16 protein-coding genes and 2 riboswitches are annotated in these 14,740 nt (G+C 65.5%); of the genes, 10 read left to right on the top strand and 6 right to left on the bottom strand.

Features of this window, described 5'->3' with window-relative positions; all coding sequences use genetic code 11:
• Positions 1-27 precede the first annotated feature (27 nt).
• The 5 genes from GV044_RS12205 to GV044_RS12185 form a co-directional block, all read right to left on the bottom strand.
• Positions 28-1,203, bottom strand: coding sequence for a hypothetical protein (locus GV044_RS12205; RefSeq protein WP_159870043.1), 1,176 nt, complete (start codon positions 1,201-1,203; stop codon positions 28-30).
• Positions 1,204-1,377: 174 nt separating this feature from the next.
• Positions 1,378-1,593 carry a DUF2842 domain-containing protein gene (locus GV044_RS12200; protein ID WP_159870040.1) on the bottom strand — a complete coding sequence of 72 codons (216 nt, stop codon included), beginning with the start codon at positions 1,591-1,593 and terminating at the stop codon, positions 1,378-1,380.
• Between the two features lies 1 nt (position 1,594).
• On the bottom strand, positions 1,595-2,197 hold the full coding sequence (locus GV044_RS12195; protein WP_236554898.1) for a 5-formyltetrahydrofolate cyclo-ligase: 603 nt from the start codon (positions 2,195-2,197) through the stop codon (positions 1,595-1,597).
• Positions 2,198-2,354: 157 nt separating this feature from the next.
• Positions 2,355-2,690 (bottom strand): cell division protein ZapA, encoded by a 336-nt coding sequence (locus GV044_RS12190; protein WP_159870037.1) that lies wholly within the window; start codon positions 2,688-2,690, stop codon positions 2,355-2,357.
• On the bottom strand, positions 2,687-2,923 hold the full coding sequence (locus tag GV044_RS12185) for a hypothetical protein (protein ID WP_159870034.1): 237 nt from the start codon (positions 2,921-2,923) through the stop codon (positions 2,687-2,689). Before GV044_RS12185 ends, GV044_RS12190 begins: the two co-directional genes overlap by 4 nt.
• Before the next feature lie 193 nt (positions 2,924-3,116).
• On the opposite strand from GV044_RS12185, the gene tkt reads away from it, so the two are divergent.
• From tkt to GV044_RS12145, 8 genes are all read left to right on the top strand, one after another.
• On the top strand, positions 3,117-5,114 hold the full coding sequence (gene tkt, locus GV044_RS12180) for a transketolase (RefSeq protein ID WP_159870031.1): 1,998 nt from the start codon (positions 3,117-3,119) through the stop codon (positions 5,112-5,114).
• Between the two features lie 14 nt (positions 5,115-5,128).
• Positions 5,129-6,136, top strand: a complete 1,008-nt coding sequence (gap, locus tag GV044_RS12175) for a type I glyceraldehyde-3-phosphate dehydrogenase (protein WP_159870028.1) — start codon at positions 5,129-5,131, stop codon at positions 6,134-6,136.
• Positions 6,137-6,268: 132 nt separating this feature from the next.
• Positions 6,269-6,622, top strand: a complete 354-nt coding sequence (locus GV044_RS12170; RefSeq protein WP_371741601.1) for an MOSC domain-containing protein — start codon at positions 6,269-6,271, stop codon at positions 6,620-6,622.
• Positions 6,619-7,818 (top strand): phosphoglycerate kinase, encoded by a 1,200-nt coding sequence (gene pgk / locus GV044_RS12165; protein WP_159870022.1) that lies wholly within the window; start codon positions 6,619-6,621, stop codon positions 7,816-7,818. The genes GV044_RS12170 and pgk overlap by 4 nt, the downstream gene beginning before the upstream one ends.
• 208 nt (positions 7,819-8,026) lie before the next feature.
• A complete protein-coding gene (locus GV044_RS12160; RefSeq protein ID WP_159870019.1) occupies positions 8,027-9,136 on the top strand; it encodes an acyltransferase in 1,110 nt (369 codons plus the stop codon).
• An 88-nt stretch (positions 9,137-9,224) separates the two neighbouring features.
• Positions 9,225-10,136, top strand: a complete 912-nt coding sequence (locus GV044_RS12155) for a fructose bisphosphate aldolase (protein WP_159870016.1) — start codon at positions 9,225-9,227, stop codon at positions 10,134-10,136.
• Between the two features lie 10 nt (positions 10,137-10,146).
• Positions 10,147-10,632, top strand: coding sequence for a hypothetical protein (locus GV044_RS12150; RefSeq protein ID WP_159870013.1), 486 nt, complete (start codon positions 10,147-10,149; stop codon positions 10,630-10,632).
• Between the two features lie 289 nt (positions 10,633-10,921).
• Positions 10,922-12,025: an NADH:flavin oxidoreductase/NADH oxidase gene (locus GV044_RS12145; protein WP_159870010.1), complete on the top strand. Its 1,104-nt coding sequence runs from the start codon at positions 10,922-10,924 to the stop codon at positions 12,023-12,025.
• Positions 12,026-12,079: 54 nt separating this feature from the next.
• On the opposite strand, the gene GV044_RS12140 is transcribed toward GV044_RS12145, so the two are convergent.
• On the bottom strand, positions 12,080-12,514 hold the full coding sequence (locus tag GV044_RS12140) for a hypothetical protein (RefSeq protein ID WP_159870007.1): 435 nt from the start codon (positions 12,512-12,514) through the stop codon (positions 12,080-12,082).
• A 423-nt stretch (positions 12,515-12,937) separates the two neighbouring features.
• Positions 12,938-13,041, top strand: a riboswitch (glycine riboswitch).
• A gap of 1 nt (position 13,042) precedes the next feature.
• Positions 13,043-13,165, top strand: a riboswitch (glycine riboswitch).
• Between the two features lie 36 nt (positions 13,166-13,201).
• Here GV044_RS12140 and gcvT point away from each other — a divergent pair.
• On the top strand, positions 13,202-14,353 hold the full coding sequence (gene gcvT / locus GV044_RS12135) for a glycine cleavage system aminomethyltransferase GcvT (RefSeq protein WP_159870004.1): 1,152 nt from the start codon (positions 13,202-13,204) through the stop codon (positions 14,351-14,353).
• 10 nt (positions 14,354-14,363) lie between these two features.
• Positions 14,364-14,735: a glycine cleavage system protein GcvH gene (gcvH, locus tag GV044_RS12130; protein ID WP_159870001.1), complete on the top strand. Its 372-nt coding sequence runs from the start codon at positions 14,364-14,366 to the stop codon at positions 14,733-14,735.
• Positions 14,736-14,740 lie beyond the last annotated feature (5 nt).

The following is a 14,740-nucleotide window of genomic DNA, read 5'->3' as shown; positions in this document are numbered from 1 at the left end:
AGACGGGGGAAGCGGTTCTTGCGGCTATCACCACCGGCGCCGGCGCTGGCAGGCGCGCACGCGCAGAGCCAGTTCCGCGGCACGTTCTGCCGGAGTGACGACAGGCGTGTCAGCCGGGAGATGGTCACGCAATTCGCTCAGCTTCACGCGCGTGATCGTAGGCGTGGGCTCCGTATCGCACTCGTACCAGCGGCCATAGATGCCGCCTTCGGTGTAGCCCGCAGGGTCCAGCCAGTTGGGTACGCCCGGATCGTCGAGCGCGATCACGGCGCGGAACTTCCCGTCCGAGCTGACCTGCGCGGCGTGGCCGTTGATGCTGCTCAGGCGGTAGACGTATTCCAGCGCGTTGAAATACGGGTCGTTGAGCTGGATGTTCCAGTACGGCCGATGCGCGGGCAAGTCGGTCTCGATGATCAGCGCTTCGTCGGCATCGAACTGGAAGCAGGCGGGCCAATAGGTCTGCTTCACCAGCGCTCCCGGATAGCGGACCGGCTCGAACACGTTGAAGCCGACGCGCTCTTTCACGCCGTTCTGCATCGGGTAGTAGAGGTCGGTCTTGCGGCGAGGGAACTTCGCCATCTCGCGAATGCGTGCCTCGATCTCCTCTGGCGTCAGGCGCGGCTTGGGTGGCACCGGATCAAGGCACTCGATCGAGAGCACCGGATCGACCTCGTTCAGCCAGTCATAGCTGCGATAGCGCAGGTACATATACGTCGCCGCGGGATCGATGCGGCCCCAGTGCCCGGCGTATCCCTCCGGCCGTTCGGCGCTGAACAGGATCTCGAAATCCTCGCCGAGGCCGATGCCCAGGTCGTTGGTGTCGAGCTCATTGTGCCCATTGGGACGCGGCATCTCGTCGCGCGTGCCCGAGGCCGCGATCTGGCTGGTGAACGACAGGATGCGGCAAGTGCCGCGATTGCCGGACACCTTGTAGCTGTACTGTCCACTGATCGGCGACTGAACGTAGATGTCGTCCGGGTTGGGCTGCAGCGTGAAGACCGGGTTCCACAGAGGAGCCCAGTCAGGATGCTCGGCATCGGCGTGGAAGTAGTGGAAGTACGAGTACGAAAGGCTCGTCATCGTCTGCCGATGGACGTCGGCAATGTAAGCAGGATCTTCCGGGTGCCAGGTCTTCTGGAGATTGGCGGCGGCGCCATCCAGATCGGATAAGAGATCGAGGAGCCTGCTGGGAGACGTGGTCACGGATATGCATCCTCTCTCTCGCTATCGCAGGAATGGCTTGGAGCCAGGCAGCAGGTTGTTAACCCGGCCACCCTGCAATTGAGACATGACAGTGCATACTATCTAAGTAGGCGTCAACCGATATGGGTGCCTGCAAGGTGAGCGCCAGTTAGCACCCTTGCCTCGTTGTGGGGTTCAGCCCCAGCGCCCCGTCTCCATCCAGATCAGGAACCGGCGCAAGGGCAGAATCCACACGATCCCGAGCACCAGGTAGATCGGAGCCTGCGCGAGCGCCGGCCAGTTCGCCATCCACGGCGCCAGGAACCGCGCGATCGCAAGGGCATACAGACCCAGCGCCAGGACCAGCCCCAGCACGCCAATCGGGATCCGCCATGTCGGCTCTTCGCGCATGTCAGCGGGTTCCTTCGTAGAGGCGAGTAGGAGTGACCACCATGGCCAGGGTCCTGTCATGCGGCTCGTGCGGCAGCGCCTCGGCCAGTTGCACGTCCCAGGCGAGGCCGATCGGCAGCGTCGCAGGGTTGGCGGCCAGCCAGCGGTCGTAGTGTCCACCGCCTTGGCCCAACCGCGCCCCATCCGCCGTGAAAGCGATCAGCGGCATGAACAGTACTTCGGGCGAGACCTTCACGCTGTCCGCATCCGGCTGCGGCACCCCGAACGGTCCGCTTTCCAGCGTGCTCTCATCGAGCGGATCGTCCCAGCGGTGAAACACCATGGGCGTGTTGCGATCGGCGAAGCGGGGGAGGGCGACCTGACGCCCGTTCTCGTGCAGCCACCGCGCGTAGGAGAGCGTTGGCGCTTCGTTTGCGTGCGGATAGTAGAGGCCGACCACTGCTTGCTCGGGTATGGCCCGTACGACCGGCACCGGCGGGCGCAGGAACAGCAGCGCACGCATGCTCTGCGGCAGCGAGGCTACGTGCTCTCGGCGGAGCGCGCGAAACTGCTTGCGCAACTGGGCCTTGTCTGGCGAGCTCTGGGTCGGGGGTGACGGGTCCACCGTGGGTCGTTTCCTAGAAATCCTCTGACGCCTCGACGTCAGGTGGGAACCGTGTGTGCCGGACCAGGATCCGACCAGGGACAGCCCCCATTGGATTGCTTATAGCCTCAGGGATGTTCGAACGGCACGTGCCGGGCAGATCCCGTCACGCACCTATCTAGGCGTTCGGCGCCCGATCCTCAAGATGCCGCGCGAGTGCTTCGAGACGAACCGCGATGCGCTCCACCCGCTGCTCGGTTTCTGGATCGGGTTCGGCCGGGATCGGCTCAGGTGCGGCGGGGATCGTCGCCAGGGCTTGTTGCGCCTCGTGGAGAGCGTCGGCGAGCATCATCGCGGCGTACAGCAGCATGCGGGGCTCGGTCTGCGTGCGCAGGTTGCCCTCTGCCACCATCGTGTCGATCATCCGGCCCAGCATGGCGACATGGCCTTGCTCGCCTTCGGGACAGGACACGGTGAAGCCACGCCCGCCGATCGTCAGCTGGACGTTGCTCATCCTTGTGCATCCTCGATCAGGGCATCGAGCCGGGCCAACGCCGTGCGCACGCTGGCTTGCAAGGCAGCGTGTCGATCCCGGAGGCCGCCATCCTGCTGCGGTGCGATGTCCGCGAACTCGGGCGCAGGTTGGTAATCCAGGCGCTCGGACGCGACCCGGGCAGTTTCTGCCTCGATCCTGTCCAGCGCGGCTTCGATCCGGTCCAGCCGGCCGATGAGTGTTCCCCCATCCATGTCCTGGTGGCTAGCGTGCAATCACGCCGGCACAAGCGCTTGGCCGAAAAAGCTGTGAATGAATGTGTCCGTTGCCGATGTCGCAGTGCAGCATATTCGAGGGACCTGAACTTGACGGATTCGCCCCGAGCCGCGAAGGGGGTCGCGAAATCGAATCGTCCGAACAGGGGCGTTTTGCGCGCGGAGTACCAGCATGAGCACCGACCCCACCCGCTTCGCGCCGATGGCGAATGCCATCCGTGCGCTGTCGATGGATGCGGTGCAGGCGGCGAACTCGGGCCATCCCGGCATGCCGATGGGCATGGCCGACGTGGCGACGGTGCTGTTCAGCGAGTTCCTGCGCTTCGATCCTTCCCGACCTGATTGGGCCGACCGCGACCGCTTCGTGCTGTCGGCCGGCCACGGGTCGATGCTGATCTACTCGCTGCTGTACCTCACCGGCTACGATAGCCCGACGATCGAGGACATCCGCAACTTCCGGCAGATGGGCTCGGTCTGCGCCGGTCACCCTGAGAACTTCCTGATCCCGGGTATCGAGTGCACCACGGGTCCCTTGGGGCAGGGCCTCGCCATGGCGGTCGGCATGGCGGCGGCAGAGCGGCACCTCAACGCGACCTTCGGCGACGACCTCGTCGATCACAACACCTGGGTGATCGCGGGCGACGGCTGCCTGATGGAAGGCATCAACCACGAGGCCATCGGCCTCGCCGGGACGCTCAAGCTCGGCCGCCTCAAGGTCCTGTGGGACGACAACCGCATCACCATCGACGGCGACACTTCGCTGTCGACGACCGAGGACATCCCGGCGCGCTACAAGGCGTCTGGCTGGGACGTGTTCTCGTGCGACGGCCATGACTTCGCCGACATCGAGCGTGCGCTGGCCGAGGCGGAGCTGTCCGACAAGCCGTCGCTGGTCGCGTGCCGCACGGTGATCGGCAAGGGCGCGCCCAACAAGCAGGGCGGGCATGACGTCCACGGCGCTCCGCTCGGCGCCGACGAGATCGCTGCGACGCGCCTAGGGCTGGGCTGGACGGCCGAGCCTTTCGTGATACCCGAAGACATTCTGGCGGACTGGCGCAAAGTCGGTGCGAAGGGCGCCGCGGCACGCGAAGAGTGGGAATCGCGCGTTGCTGCCGACCCGCAAGCGGCCGAGTTCCAGCGCCGCATGGCGGGCGAACTGCCCGACGTCGCCGAAGTGCGCGCCACGCTGCAGTCGTGGCTGGAGGGCGACGCGAACGTAGCCACCCGCAAGGCCAGCGAGAACGTGCTCAACGTGCTGGTGCCCGCGATCCCCGAGCTGATCGGCGGCTCCGCCGATCTCACCGGCTCGAACAACACCAAGGCCAAGAACCAGGCGCCGCTCACTGGCGACGACTACGCCGGCCGCTATGTCTATTACGGCATCCGCGAGTTCGGCATGGCCGCGGCGATGAACGGCATGGCGCTGCACGGGGGCGTGATCCCCTACGGCGGCACTTTCCTGATCTTCTCCGACTATTGCCGCAACGCGATCCGCTTGTCGGCGCTGCAGCAGACGCGCGTTGTCTACGTGCTGACGCATGACTCGATCGGCCTTGGCGAAGATGGCCCGACCCACCAGCCGGTCGAGCACATCATGTCGATGCGCCTGATCCCCAACCTTTACGTCTTCCGTCCCGCGGACGCGATCGAGACCGCCGAAGCCTGGCAGATCGCGCTTGATGCGCCGAACACGCCTTCGGTGCTGGCGCTCAGCCGCCAGAACCTGCCGCAGCTGCGCCATGCCGGTCATCCCGCGGGCGAACTGCCGACTGCGCGCGGCGCCTATCGCCTCGTCAGCGCGAAGGGTGAGCGCCGCGTGATCCTGATCGCGACCGGCTCGGAAGTTCAGGTCGCGGTTCAAGTCGCCGAACGTCTGGAGAGCCAGGGCATCGGCGCCGACGTGATCTCCGCACCGTGCCTCGAGCTCTTCGAACAGCAGGACGAGAGCTACAAGCGCGAGTTGCTGCCCGACGTCGACCCTTCGCAGGTTCTGCGCGTCTCGATCGAGGCGGGCGTGACTTGGGGGTGGGAGCGCTACACGATGGTCAACGGCCTCAACATCGGCATCGACCGCTTCGGCGCGTCGGCCCCGGCCAAGGATCTGTTCGCGCGCTTTGGCTTCACCGCAGACAGTATCGTTCCCAAGATTCTGGATAAACTCAGCACGTAAGGAGGGCTTTCTCTATGGCGACCAAGGTTGCGATCAATGGTTTCGGACGTATCGGGCGCAATGTCGCTCGCGCCATTCTCGAGCGTACCGACCACGACCTCGAGCTGGTCTCGATCAACGACCTCGCGAGCGCCAAGGCGAACGCCCTCCTGTTCAAGCGTGACTCGGTCCACGGCGCCTTCGAGGGCACCGTCGAAGTCGACGGCGAAGACCTGATCATCAACGGCAAGCGCATCAAGGTGACGGCCGAGCGCGACCCGGCGAACCTGCCGCACGCCGCCAACGGCATCGACATCGCTCTCGAGTGCACCGGCTTCTTCACCGACAAGGCCTCGGCTTCGAAGCACATCGAAGCGGGCGCCAAGCGCGTGCTGATCTCGGCTCCGGCCAAGGGCGTCGATCTGACCGTCGTCTACGGCGTCAACCATGACAAGCTGACCGCCGAGCACTTGGTCGTGTCGAACGCATCGTGCACCACGAACTGCCTGGCCCCGCTCGCCAAGGTCCTGCACGAGAAGATCGGTATCGAGCGCGGCCTGATGACCACGATCCACTCATATACCAACGACCAGAAGATCCTGGACCAGATCCACTCCGACCCGCGCCGCGCCCGCGCCGCGGCGATGAACATGATCCCGACCAGCACCGGCGCTGCCGTTGCCGTCGGCCTTGTGCTGCCGGACCTCGCCGGCAAGCTCGACGGTTCGTCGATCCGCGTGCCCACCCCGAACGTCTCGGTCGTCGACCTGACCTTCCAGCCCAAGCGCGACACCACCGTTGAGGAAGTCAACGCGCTGCTCAAGGAAGCTGCCGAGGGCGAGCTCAAGGGCGTCCTGGCGTTCACCGACGAGCCGCTGGTTTCGATCGACTTCAACCACGATCCGGCCTCTTCGACCGTCGACAGCCTGGAAACGGCTGTGCTCGAAGGCAAGCTGGTGCGCGTGCTGTCGTGGTACGACAATGAGTGGGGCTTCTCGAACCGAATGGTCGACACCGCCGGCGTGATCGGCAAGCTGCTCTAAGCACGCATGGAGACGGCAACGGGACGGTTGGGTGGTATCGCGCGGCATGGACGGCCGCGTGGTCCTATCGAAACCGTCGATGCCGTCTCCGTTACCGTCGCGGGAGGCCTGCACGGCGACTTTCGCGGGGCGGTGAAGCCGGGTGGCAAAGGTCGCCGGCAAGTATCTCTGATCGAAGCGGAAAGCTGGGCGACGGCGCTGGACGAACTCCAGGTCCACCCAGACGAAGCGCTGCCTTGGCATGCCCGGCGCGCCAATCTTCTTGTCGAAGGCCTGCGCTTGCCGCGCGAGGAGGGCTATGTCGTCGCGATCGGGGCTACCTTGCGCATTCTGATCACGCAGGAGTGCGATCCGTGCAGCCGCATGGAAGAAATCCTGCCTGGCCTCAAGGCTGCGCTATTGGCTGACTGGCGCGGCGGCTTTCTCGGCAAAGTGATAGCGGACGGCGACATCGCCGTGGGCGATGAAGTAAGGATCGAAAGATGAGCAGTTTCAAGACCCTCGACGATCTTCCTGACGTGAATGGCAAGGTCGCGCTTGTGCGTGTCGACCTCAATCTGCCGATGCAAGACGGCGCCGTCACTGATGACACCCGCATCCGTGCGGCAGCGCCCACCGTGCTGGAGCTCTCGGAGAAGGGGGCCAAGGTCCTGCTGCTCGCACACTTCGGACGTCCCAAGGGTGAGCGTAGTTCCACCCAATCGCTCTCGATGGTGGTCGGCGCAGTCGAGAAGGTGTTCGGCAAGGAAGTGATGTTCGTGCCCGAGATCGCCGGGCCGGTCGTCGCGCAATCGGTTGGTATACTGCGCCCGGGCGACATCGCCATCCTGGAGAACACGCGCTTTTGGAAAGGCGAGGAGAAGAACGATCCCGAGTTGGCTCAGGCGATTGCCGCCAATGCCGACTTCTATGTCAACGATGCCTTCTCCGCCGCGCACCGTGCGCATGCGACTACCGAAGGTCTTGCCAAGGTGCTGCCGGCCTATGCCGGCCGGTCGATGGAAGCCGAACTCAAGGCTCTCGACGCCGCGCTCGGCACGCCGGTGAAGCCCGTGGCTGCTGTCGTCGGCGGCGCCAAGGTCTCGTCCAAGCTCGACGTGCTCACGCACCTTGTCACCCAGGTCGACCACCTGATCATCGGCGGCGGCATGGCCAACACCTTCCTCGCCGCCAAGGGTGTCGACGTCGGCAAGTCGCTGTGTGAGCATGACCTCGCCGATACCGCCAACCATATCCTCGAGACCGCCGACAAGGCCGGCTGCACCGTGCACCTGCCATATGAAGTGGTAGTCTCCAAGGAATTCGCCGCCAATCCGCCCTCGTTGCGCACCTGCAACGTCCATGAGGTCGCGGCCGACGAGATGATCCTCGACGCCGGTCCCTCCGCTGCCGAGGCCCTCGGCGACGTGCTCAAGACCTGCCGCACGCTGGTCTGGAACGGACCGCTCGGCGCGTTCGAGATGGCGCCGTTCGATGCCGCCACGGTCGCTCTCGCGAAGACCGCAGCGGCGCTGACACGCGAAGGCTCGCTGACCTCGGTCGCGGGTGGCGGTGACACCGTCGCGGCGCTCAACCACGCGAGCGTAGCGCAGGATTTCTCGTACATTTCAACGGCAGGCGGTGCTTTCCTCGAATGGATGGAAGGCAAGGAGCTGCCAGGCGTCGCGGCGCTGGAGGCTTGATCCTGGCGAGCCACGGTGGTCGTGCCTTGGCGCGTGCTTGCCTGCGACCCCATTCTTCGTCGCCCCGGGCTTGACCCGGGGCCCCGCTGTTCTTGACCGAGGTTGGAAAAGGGGAGCGGGATCCCGGATCAAGTCCGGGATGACGGAGCGGAGATAGTGCGCATCCGGCTGGCTCGCCATCCACAAAGAGGCTAGAGACGCCCCGAGGATGATCAAGGCCCTACCCGAAGCTCGCGCCGGAGCGAATGGTCGCCCTGCGGCGCGCTATGTGACGCTTGACGGCATGCGCGGGCTGGCGGCGATTGCGGTCGCGCTGTTCCACTTCGATATCTACCTCATGCCGCACGGCTACGTCGCGGTGGACTTCTTCTTCGTGCTGTCGGGCTTCGTGCTTTACCGCAGCTACCTGCCGCGCTTTCGCCAGGGACTGGGCATCGGCACCTTCATGGTGCAGCGGCTGGCGCGGCTCTATCCCTTGTTCCTGCTCGGCCTCATGCTCGGGCTTGCCGTCGCGTTGCAGCAGATCTGGGTGGCCGATCCGCATGCCACGGCTCCATCAAGGCTCGCGACGACGATGCTGTTCAACGGCTTGATGCTGCCGTCACCCGCAGGTCTGCCGTACTACCCGCTCAACGTGCCATCCTGGTCCTTGTTCTTCGAGATCGTCGCGAACCTCGGACTTATCGTGCTGATCTTCCGTCTGCCGCGCGTCGCGCTGGTGGCGATCTGCATCGTTTCCGCCGTCGGCATGGCACCAATCATCCTCAGAAACGGTTCGGGCAACATCGGCGCGCTCTGGGGCGAGCACGGCATTGCCTTCATGCGCACGGCATTCTCGTTCACGCTGGGTGTGATCATTGCGATGCTGCCCGAATGGCGCGGCGCGCCCGATGTCGAGACGCCGCGCGCTTCGGGATGGTTGGGAGTGATGTGCATCGCAGGCATCGGTGTGCTGCTGGCTCTGCCGGTGCCGAAGGAATGGATTGCCGCTTACGACCTAGCCATCATTCTCTTCTTCTCGCCCATCCTGGTCTACCTCGGTAGCAGGACCGAACCGGTCCGTTTCGCAGCGCCCGCCGCGGCGTTCGTGGGCGAGGTATCGTACGCGCTTTATGCCGTGCACTGGTCCTTCATCGAGCCGATGCGGGCGGCCGTCCGCTATCTGGGGATCGCGCCGATCCCGGCTGCAGCGCTGTTCCTGACGATCATGGTGACGGCCGCCTGGGCCGCGGTGCGCTGGTACGACCTGCCGCTGCGGCGGCGCCTGTCCGCTATGCTGCGACGGGAGGCCCGCGGCCCGCGTCCGCTCGGCGCCTGAACAACGAACTACAAGGATGCCGCAGTTGCGAAATACTGAGGCGACATATAGACCAAGACATCCGTTCGCGAACCAACAGGGGAACACCATGCAGACCTCCGACATGACGGCCAAGATGGCCGCAGGCAAAGGCTTCATCGCTGCACTTGATCAGAGCGGCGGTTCCACGCCCAAGGCCTTGAAGGGCTACGGCATCGAAGAGGGTGCATGGAGCGACGAGGCGGGCATGTACGGCCTGATCCACGACATGCGCAGCCGCATCATTTCCTCGCCCGCCTTCACCGGCGAGAAGGTCATCGGCGCGATCCTATTCGAGCGCACCATGGACGGGCAGGTCGGCGGCGTGCCGACCCCGCAGGCGCTGATCGCCAAGGGCGTCGTGCCCTTCATCAAGATCGACAAGGGCCTGGAGGACGAGGCGGACGGCGTGCAGCTGATGAAGCCGATGCCCGAGCTCGACGCCCTGCTGGAGCGGTCCAAGGCGCTGGGCGTCTATGGCACCAAGGAGCGCTCCGTGATCAACTCGGCGAGCCAGGAAGGCATCGCCGAGATCGTCAAGCAGCAGTTCGAGATCGGCAACCAGGTACTCAGCCACGGCATGATGCCGATGCTGGAGCCCGAGATCAACATCAAGTCTGACACCCGCGCCGAGTGCGACGCAATCCTGTTGGCCGAGATCCTGAAGAACCTCGACACCCTGCCGGACGGCGTTCAGGTCATGCTCAAGCTCTCCCTGCCGGTGAAGCCCGGCACGTTCGACCCGCTGGTCGACCATCCCAAGGTGCTGCGCGTCGTAGCGCTCTCCGGCGGTTACGAGCGTCCCGAGGCTTGCGTCGAGCTGTCGAAGAACAAGGGCATCATCGCCAGCTTCAGCCGCGCGCTGCTACAGGACCTGCGCTTCCAGATGACTGACGCCGAGTTCGACAAGTCGCTCGGCGACGCGATCGACGAGATCTACAAGGGCTCGACGCAGAAGATCGAAGCGACCGCCGCGGCCTGATGCCGCGCTGATGCCCGAGCATCCGGTCACGACATTCGCGAACTATCGCGGGGTCGTGCCGATGCTCTGGGCGATCGTGGCGCTGGCGGCTTGCGAGCTGGTCGGCGCCCACTTGCTGCTCTCGCTCTGGTCGCACCGCGCGGCCCGGGTGATGAGCGGCCTGACACTGCTATCCATGCTGTGGCTGGTGCGCTGGGTGACCAGCTGGAGACGCCTGCCGCACGAGCTGAGTGCCGATCGGTTGCGGCTGCACATGGGCACGCTGCTGCATGTGGATGTGCCGCTCGCCATGATTGGCGGTGTTCGCGGCGAGGTTAGTGCTGAAGCGCTCAAGGCGCCGGGCACGCGCAATCTGGTGCCGATCGCGCATCCCAATCGCATGATCGAGCTTCGCGAGCCCTTGTCGGACAGGCGCGCCACGCGGCGTATCGCCGTTCGCTTCGACGATCCCGATGCTTTCGACGCCGCGTTGAAGCACGCTCTTGCGCAGTTGTAGGCCGAAAGGGCTTGGTCAGGCTTCGAGAAGCTCAGCCTGGGCGGTGTTGGGGTAAACCGCTGCGCCCTTGCTCCCACACAGCCCATGCTGAGTTGGTCGGAGCATGGCGGCTGCCTGCGCAACTGAAACCGCCAGGTTTGCCACACTCCGACCACATCTGCCCGCGTCCCACGCACCACCATGTGCGCACTCGGCAACACGGCTCACCTTGTCCCACACCTCGGCGCCACCCAGATGACGGAGCCGGGCCGTCGCGCCGCAATCTCCCAAGTCGCACAAGGAGCACCCAGTGTCCTCACCCAAGTTGTTTGAGCCGATCACCGTGGGCGGCCTTGCGCTCGCCAACCGCATCGTCATCGCGCCGATGTGCCAGTACTCGGCGGTCGACGGTTGCATGACCGACTGGCACACGATCCATCTGGGCCAGCTGGCGCTCTCGGGAGCGGCGCTGCTGACGATCGAGGCGACAGCGGTCGTGCCCGAAGGTCGCATCTCCTACGCCGACGTCGGTTTGTGGGACGATGCCAGCGAGGCGGCCATGGCCAAGGTGCTGGAGAGCGTCCGTCGCTATTCGGACATGCCAATCGCCATCCAGCTCGGACATGCCGGGCGCAAGGCCTCGACCGACCTGCCGTGGCTGGGTGGCAAGCAGATCGCGCCCGATCATGCGAACGGCTGGCAGACGCGCGCGCCGTCGGCTTTACCATTCGAGGCGCAGGAGAATGCGCCGACAGAACTCAGCACGGACGAGATCGCCGGACTGGTCGAGGCGTTCGCCCAAGCGGCCCGCCGCGCCGCGCGGCTGGGCATCGCGGCCGTGCAGCTGCATGCGGCGCATGGCTACCTCATGCATCAGTTCCTCTCGCCGCTGTCGAACCAGCGCACCGACCAGTACGGCGGAAGCCTGGAGAACCGGATGCGCTTCACGCTGGAGGTGTTCGATGCGGTACGCGCGGCATTCCCGGCGGATCGTCCGGTCACCGTGCGCGTATCCGGCACCGACTGGGTCGAGGGCGGCTGGACGATCGAGGACACGATCGCGCTGATGCAGGAATTGGAGAAGCGGGGCTGCGCTGCTGCGCACGTGTCGAGCGGCGGGCTCGATCCGCGCCAGAAGATCCCCGTCGGCCCGAACTATCAGGTGCCGCTGGCTCGTGCGGTCAAGGCGGCTACGGGCTTGCCGGTGGTCGCCGTCGGTCTGATCACCGACTTCGAGCAGGCGGAGGCAATCGTGGGTACTGGTGATGCGGACCTGATCGGTCTTGCGCGCGGCGTGCTCTACGATCCACGTTGGCCCTGGCACGCCGCGGCGCATCTGGGCGCGAGCGTGAAGGCGCCGCCGCAATACTTGCGCTCTCAGCCGCGGCAATATCGGGACTTGTTCGAAGCTTAGAACGGGAAGGGGGCGCGAGCCCCTTTTCCTGCAGCCGGGCCGCTAGTGCCGCCCTCAGGCCGCCAGGCGGCGTACCGGCGGGCGCGAGCGACCGATCATGTCGACCACCGCGCTGATCTGCGTCTCATCGAAGCCGGCCAGCTTGGCCTCGCGCAGGGCAGAGGCAGGCAGTGTGTAGCCATGGTGCCAGGCTTGCACCGCCAGGCGGCGCAGGGCCTCCAGCCGCTCGTTGGCCAGCACCGGCGAGGGCGCTGCGGGGCCTAATACCAGCTTGGCCAGCCATGAGCGCTTGCGGTGCGGGCGCAGCGTCTCGATCCCGTCTGTGCGCGCAAGCACCACGACGCGGCGCTCTAGCGTGGACAAGGGTTCCGCCAAGACCGCCGGAGCCGCCTCGACCGCGCGAGCTGCGCCACGCGGGACAGCAAACAAGGCCGAGTGGGCGATGGGAAGGGCTGCCGGCGCGGCGTCTGCGAACTCGATGAAGGCCATGTCTCATGCTCCCTGTAAAAGGCCTCGGTGCGTGCCCCGGCGAATGGGGGGACACAGGCACGCACCGAGGCGTCCGCCGGCGCTGGGGGGAAGCGCCGGAAGTCGGTGACACCGAGGCGGAAGGTCATGAGACCGTCAGCAGCGGCGCTACGTTCTTTCTATACTGAGTGGTATAGAAGCAATGCGAGTCGCTGTCAACGCGGTTTCTATACCGCATGGTAGATTATCTGGAAAGTGGCGGAAACTCAGGGCCGGAGGGTGTCGCCTCGGCAGCGCTGGCGTGCTGATATAGGGCGGCGAAGGATCGGCAACGAGTAGTGGGGCAACGAAAAGTCGCGTTGCCCGAGCGCCGGGGATGAACGTACCCATGCACCCGGGCGCACGTTGACTCAGAGGCGCGGTTCTCTCAACGTCCTCCGGATCGCTGACAGCGCGGGAGAGTTCGGCGCGATTCGCTTGCGGATCGCACCGGCGCCGAAGGAGCAACCGCCCCGGAATCTCTCAGGCAAAAGGACCGCGCAGCGTCGATAGCGAGACTCTGGAAAGTGCCCCGTCGCGTCGGTGGGGCCGCCGAAGGTGTAACCCTGCACTTGGCCGCGTTGGCCGGGAACCGGGGGAAAGCTCTCAGGCTTCCGTGACAGAGGGGGCACCTGTTTGGTGTGCCGAAGCTGTGCGGAGAGTCGTGTCTTGAGCGAACCGGATTCCTACGACGACGAAGATGCCGTCATCGAGACGCAGCTGCTGCCGCTCGATCTATGGCATCGCGAGCGCGGGGGGCGCATGGTCGCCTTCGCCGGCTATTGGATGCCGGTGCAGTACGAAGGCATCATCGCCGAACATCTTTGGACGCGCGAGAACGCGGGCCTGTTCGATGTCAGCCACATGGGGCAGCTCGGAGTGTCCGGCGACGGTGCGGCCGAAGCGCTGGAGGCACTGCTGCCGGGCGACATTTCGGCACTGAAACCTGGCCGCATGCGCTACTCGCTGCTGCTGGACGAGAACGGCGGCATTCTCGACGACCTGATCGTGCTCAACACCGGGCATGACTACTCGATCGTGGTCAACGGCGCGACCAAGTGGGACGACATGGCGCATTTGCGCGAGCACCTGCCCGATGCGATCACCCTCACGCACCTCGATGAACAGGGCCTGCTGGCGCTGCAAGGGCCGAAGGCGATCGACGCGTTGGGGCGGCTGGGCCTCGTGCCGCTGCACGACGATGTGGTGCCAGTGTCGGCTCTCAAGTTCATGCAGGCGGGCATCTACGATTGGCAGGGACGACGCCTGGCCGTCAGCCGCTCGGGCTATACCGGCGAAGACGGGTTCGAGATTTCCGTTCACGGCGAGCATATCGAGGCTCTGGCCAACGCGTTGTGCGAACAGCCGGAGGTGAAGCCGATCGGCCTCGGCGCGCGGGACTCGCTGCGACTGGAGGCGGGCTTGCCGCTTTACGGCCACGACCTGACGACCGAAACCGACCCGGTCAGCGCCGGCCTGCAGTTCGCATTGTCCAAGCGCCGCCGCGAGGAGGGCGGCTTCGCTGGTGCCGGCCGCGTGCTGGAGCTGCTTGCCAGTGGAACGCAGAGCGTGCGCGTCGGACTTGCGCTTGAAGGCCGGCAAGCCGCGCGCGAAGGCGCCAGTGTCTGGTCGGCTGGCCAGCAGGTTGGCGTCGTGACTTCGGGTGGTTTCTCACCCACGCTGCAGCGCCCCATCGCCATGGCCTACGTCGAGCGACCGTGCGCCGCCGAAGGCGCTCTGCTGGAGGTCGAAGTGCGCGGAAAGCGCCTCGCCGCCAGCGTCGTGCCGATGCCGTTCGTCCCCCACCGTTATCATCGCTGAGGAATTCATCATGACCCGTTACTTCACCCAGGAACACGAGTGGATCGACGTCGATGGCGAAGTCGGTACGGTCGGCATCACGGACTATGCGCAAGGCCAGTTGGGCGACATCACCTTTGTCGAGCTTCCGGCAGAGGGCGCGAACGTCGGCAAAGGGGATTCCGTCTCTGTAGTCGACTCGGTCAAGGCGGCCTCGGACGTCTACAGCCCCGTGTCGGGTACGATAACCGAGGCCAACCCGGCCCTGGCCGACGAGCCCGAGCTGGTCAATTCCGACGCCGAGAAGGGTGGATGGCTGTTCCGCCTGACGCTCAGCGATCCGGCCGAGCTCGATGCGCTGATGGATGAAGCGGCTTACAAGGACTTCGTCGAGGGATTGTGAGCCTG

The sequence above is a fragment of the Novosphingobium sp. 9U genome (assembly GCF_902506425.1).
In the GTDB taxonomy this organism is placed as follows: Bacteria; Pseudomonadota; Alphaproteobacteria; order Sphingomonadales; family Sphingomonadaceae; genus Novosphingobium.
Note: the sequence above shows the minus strand (reverse complement) of the source record. Positions and strands in the feature narration are given on the sequence as shown.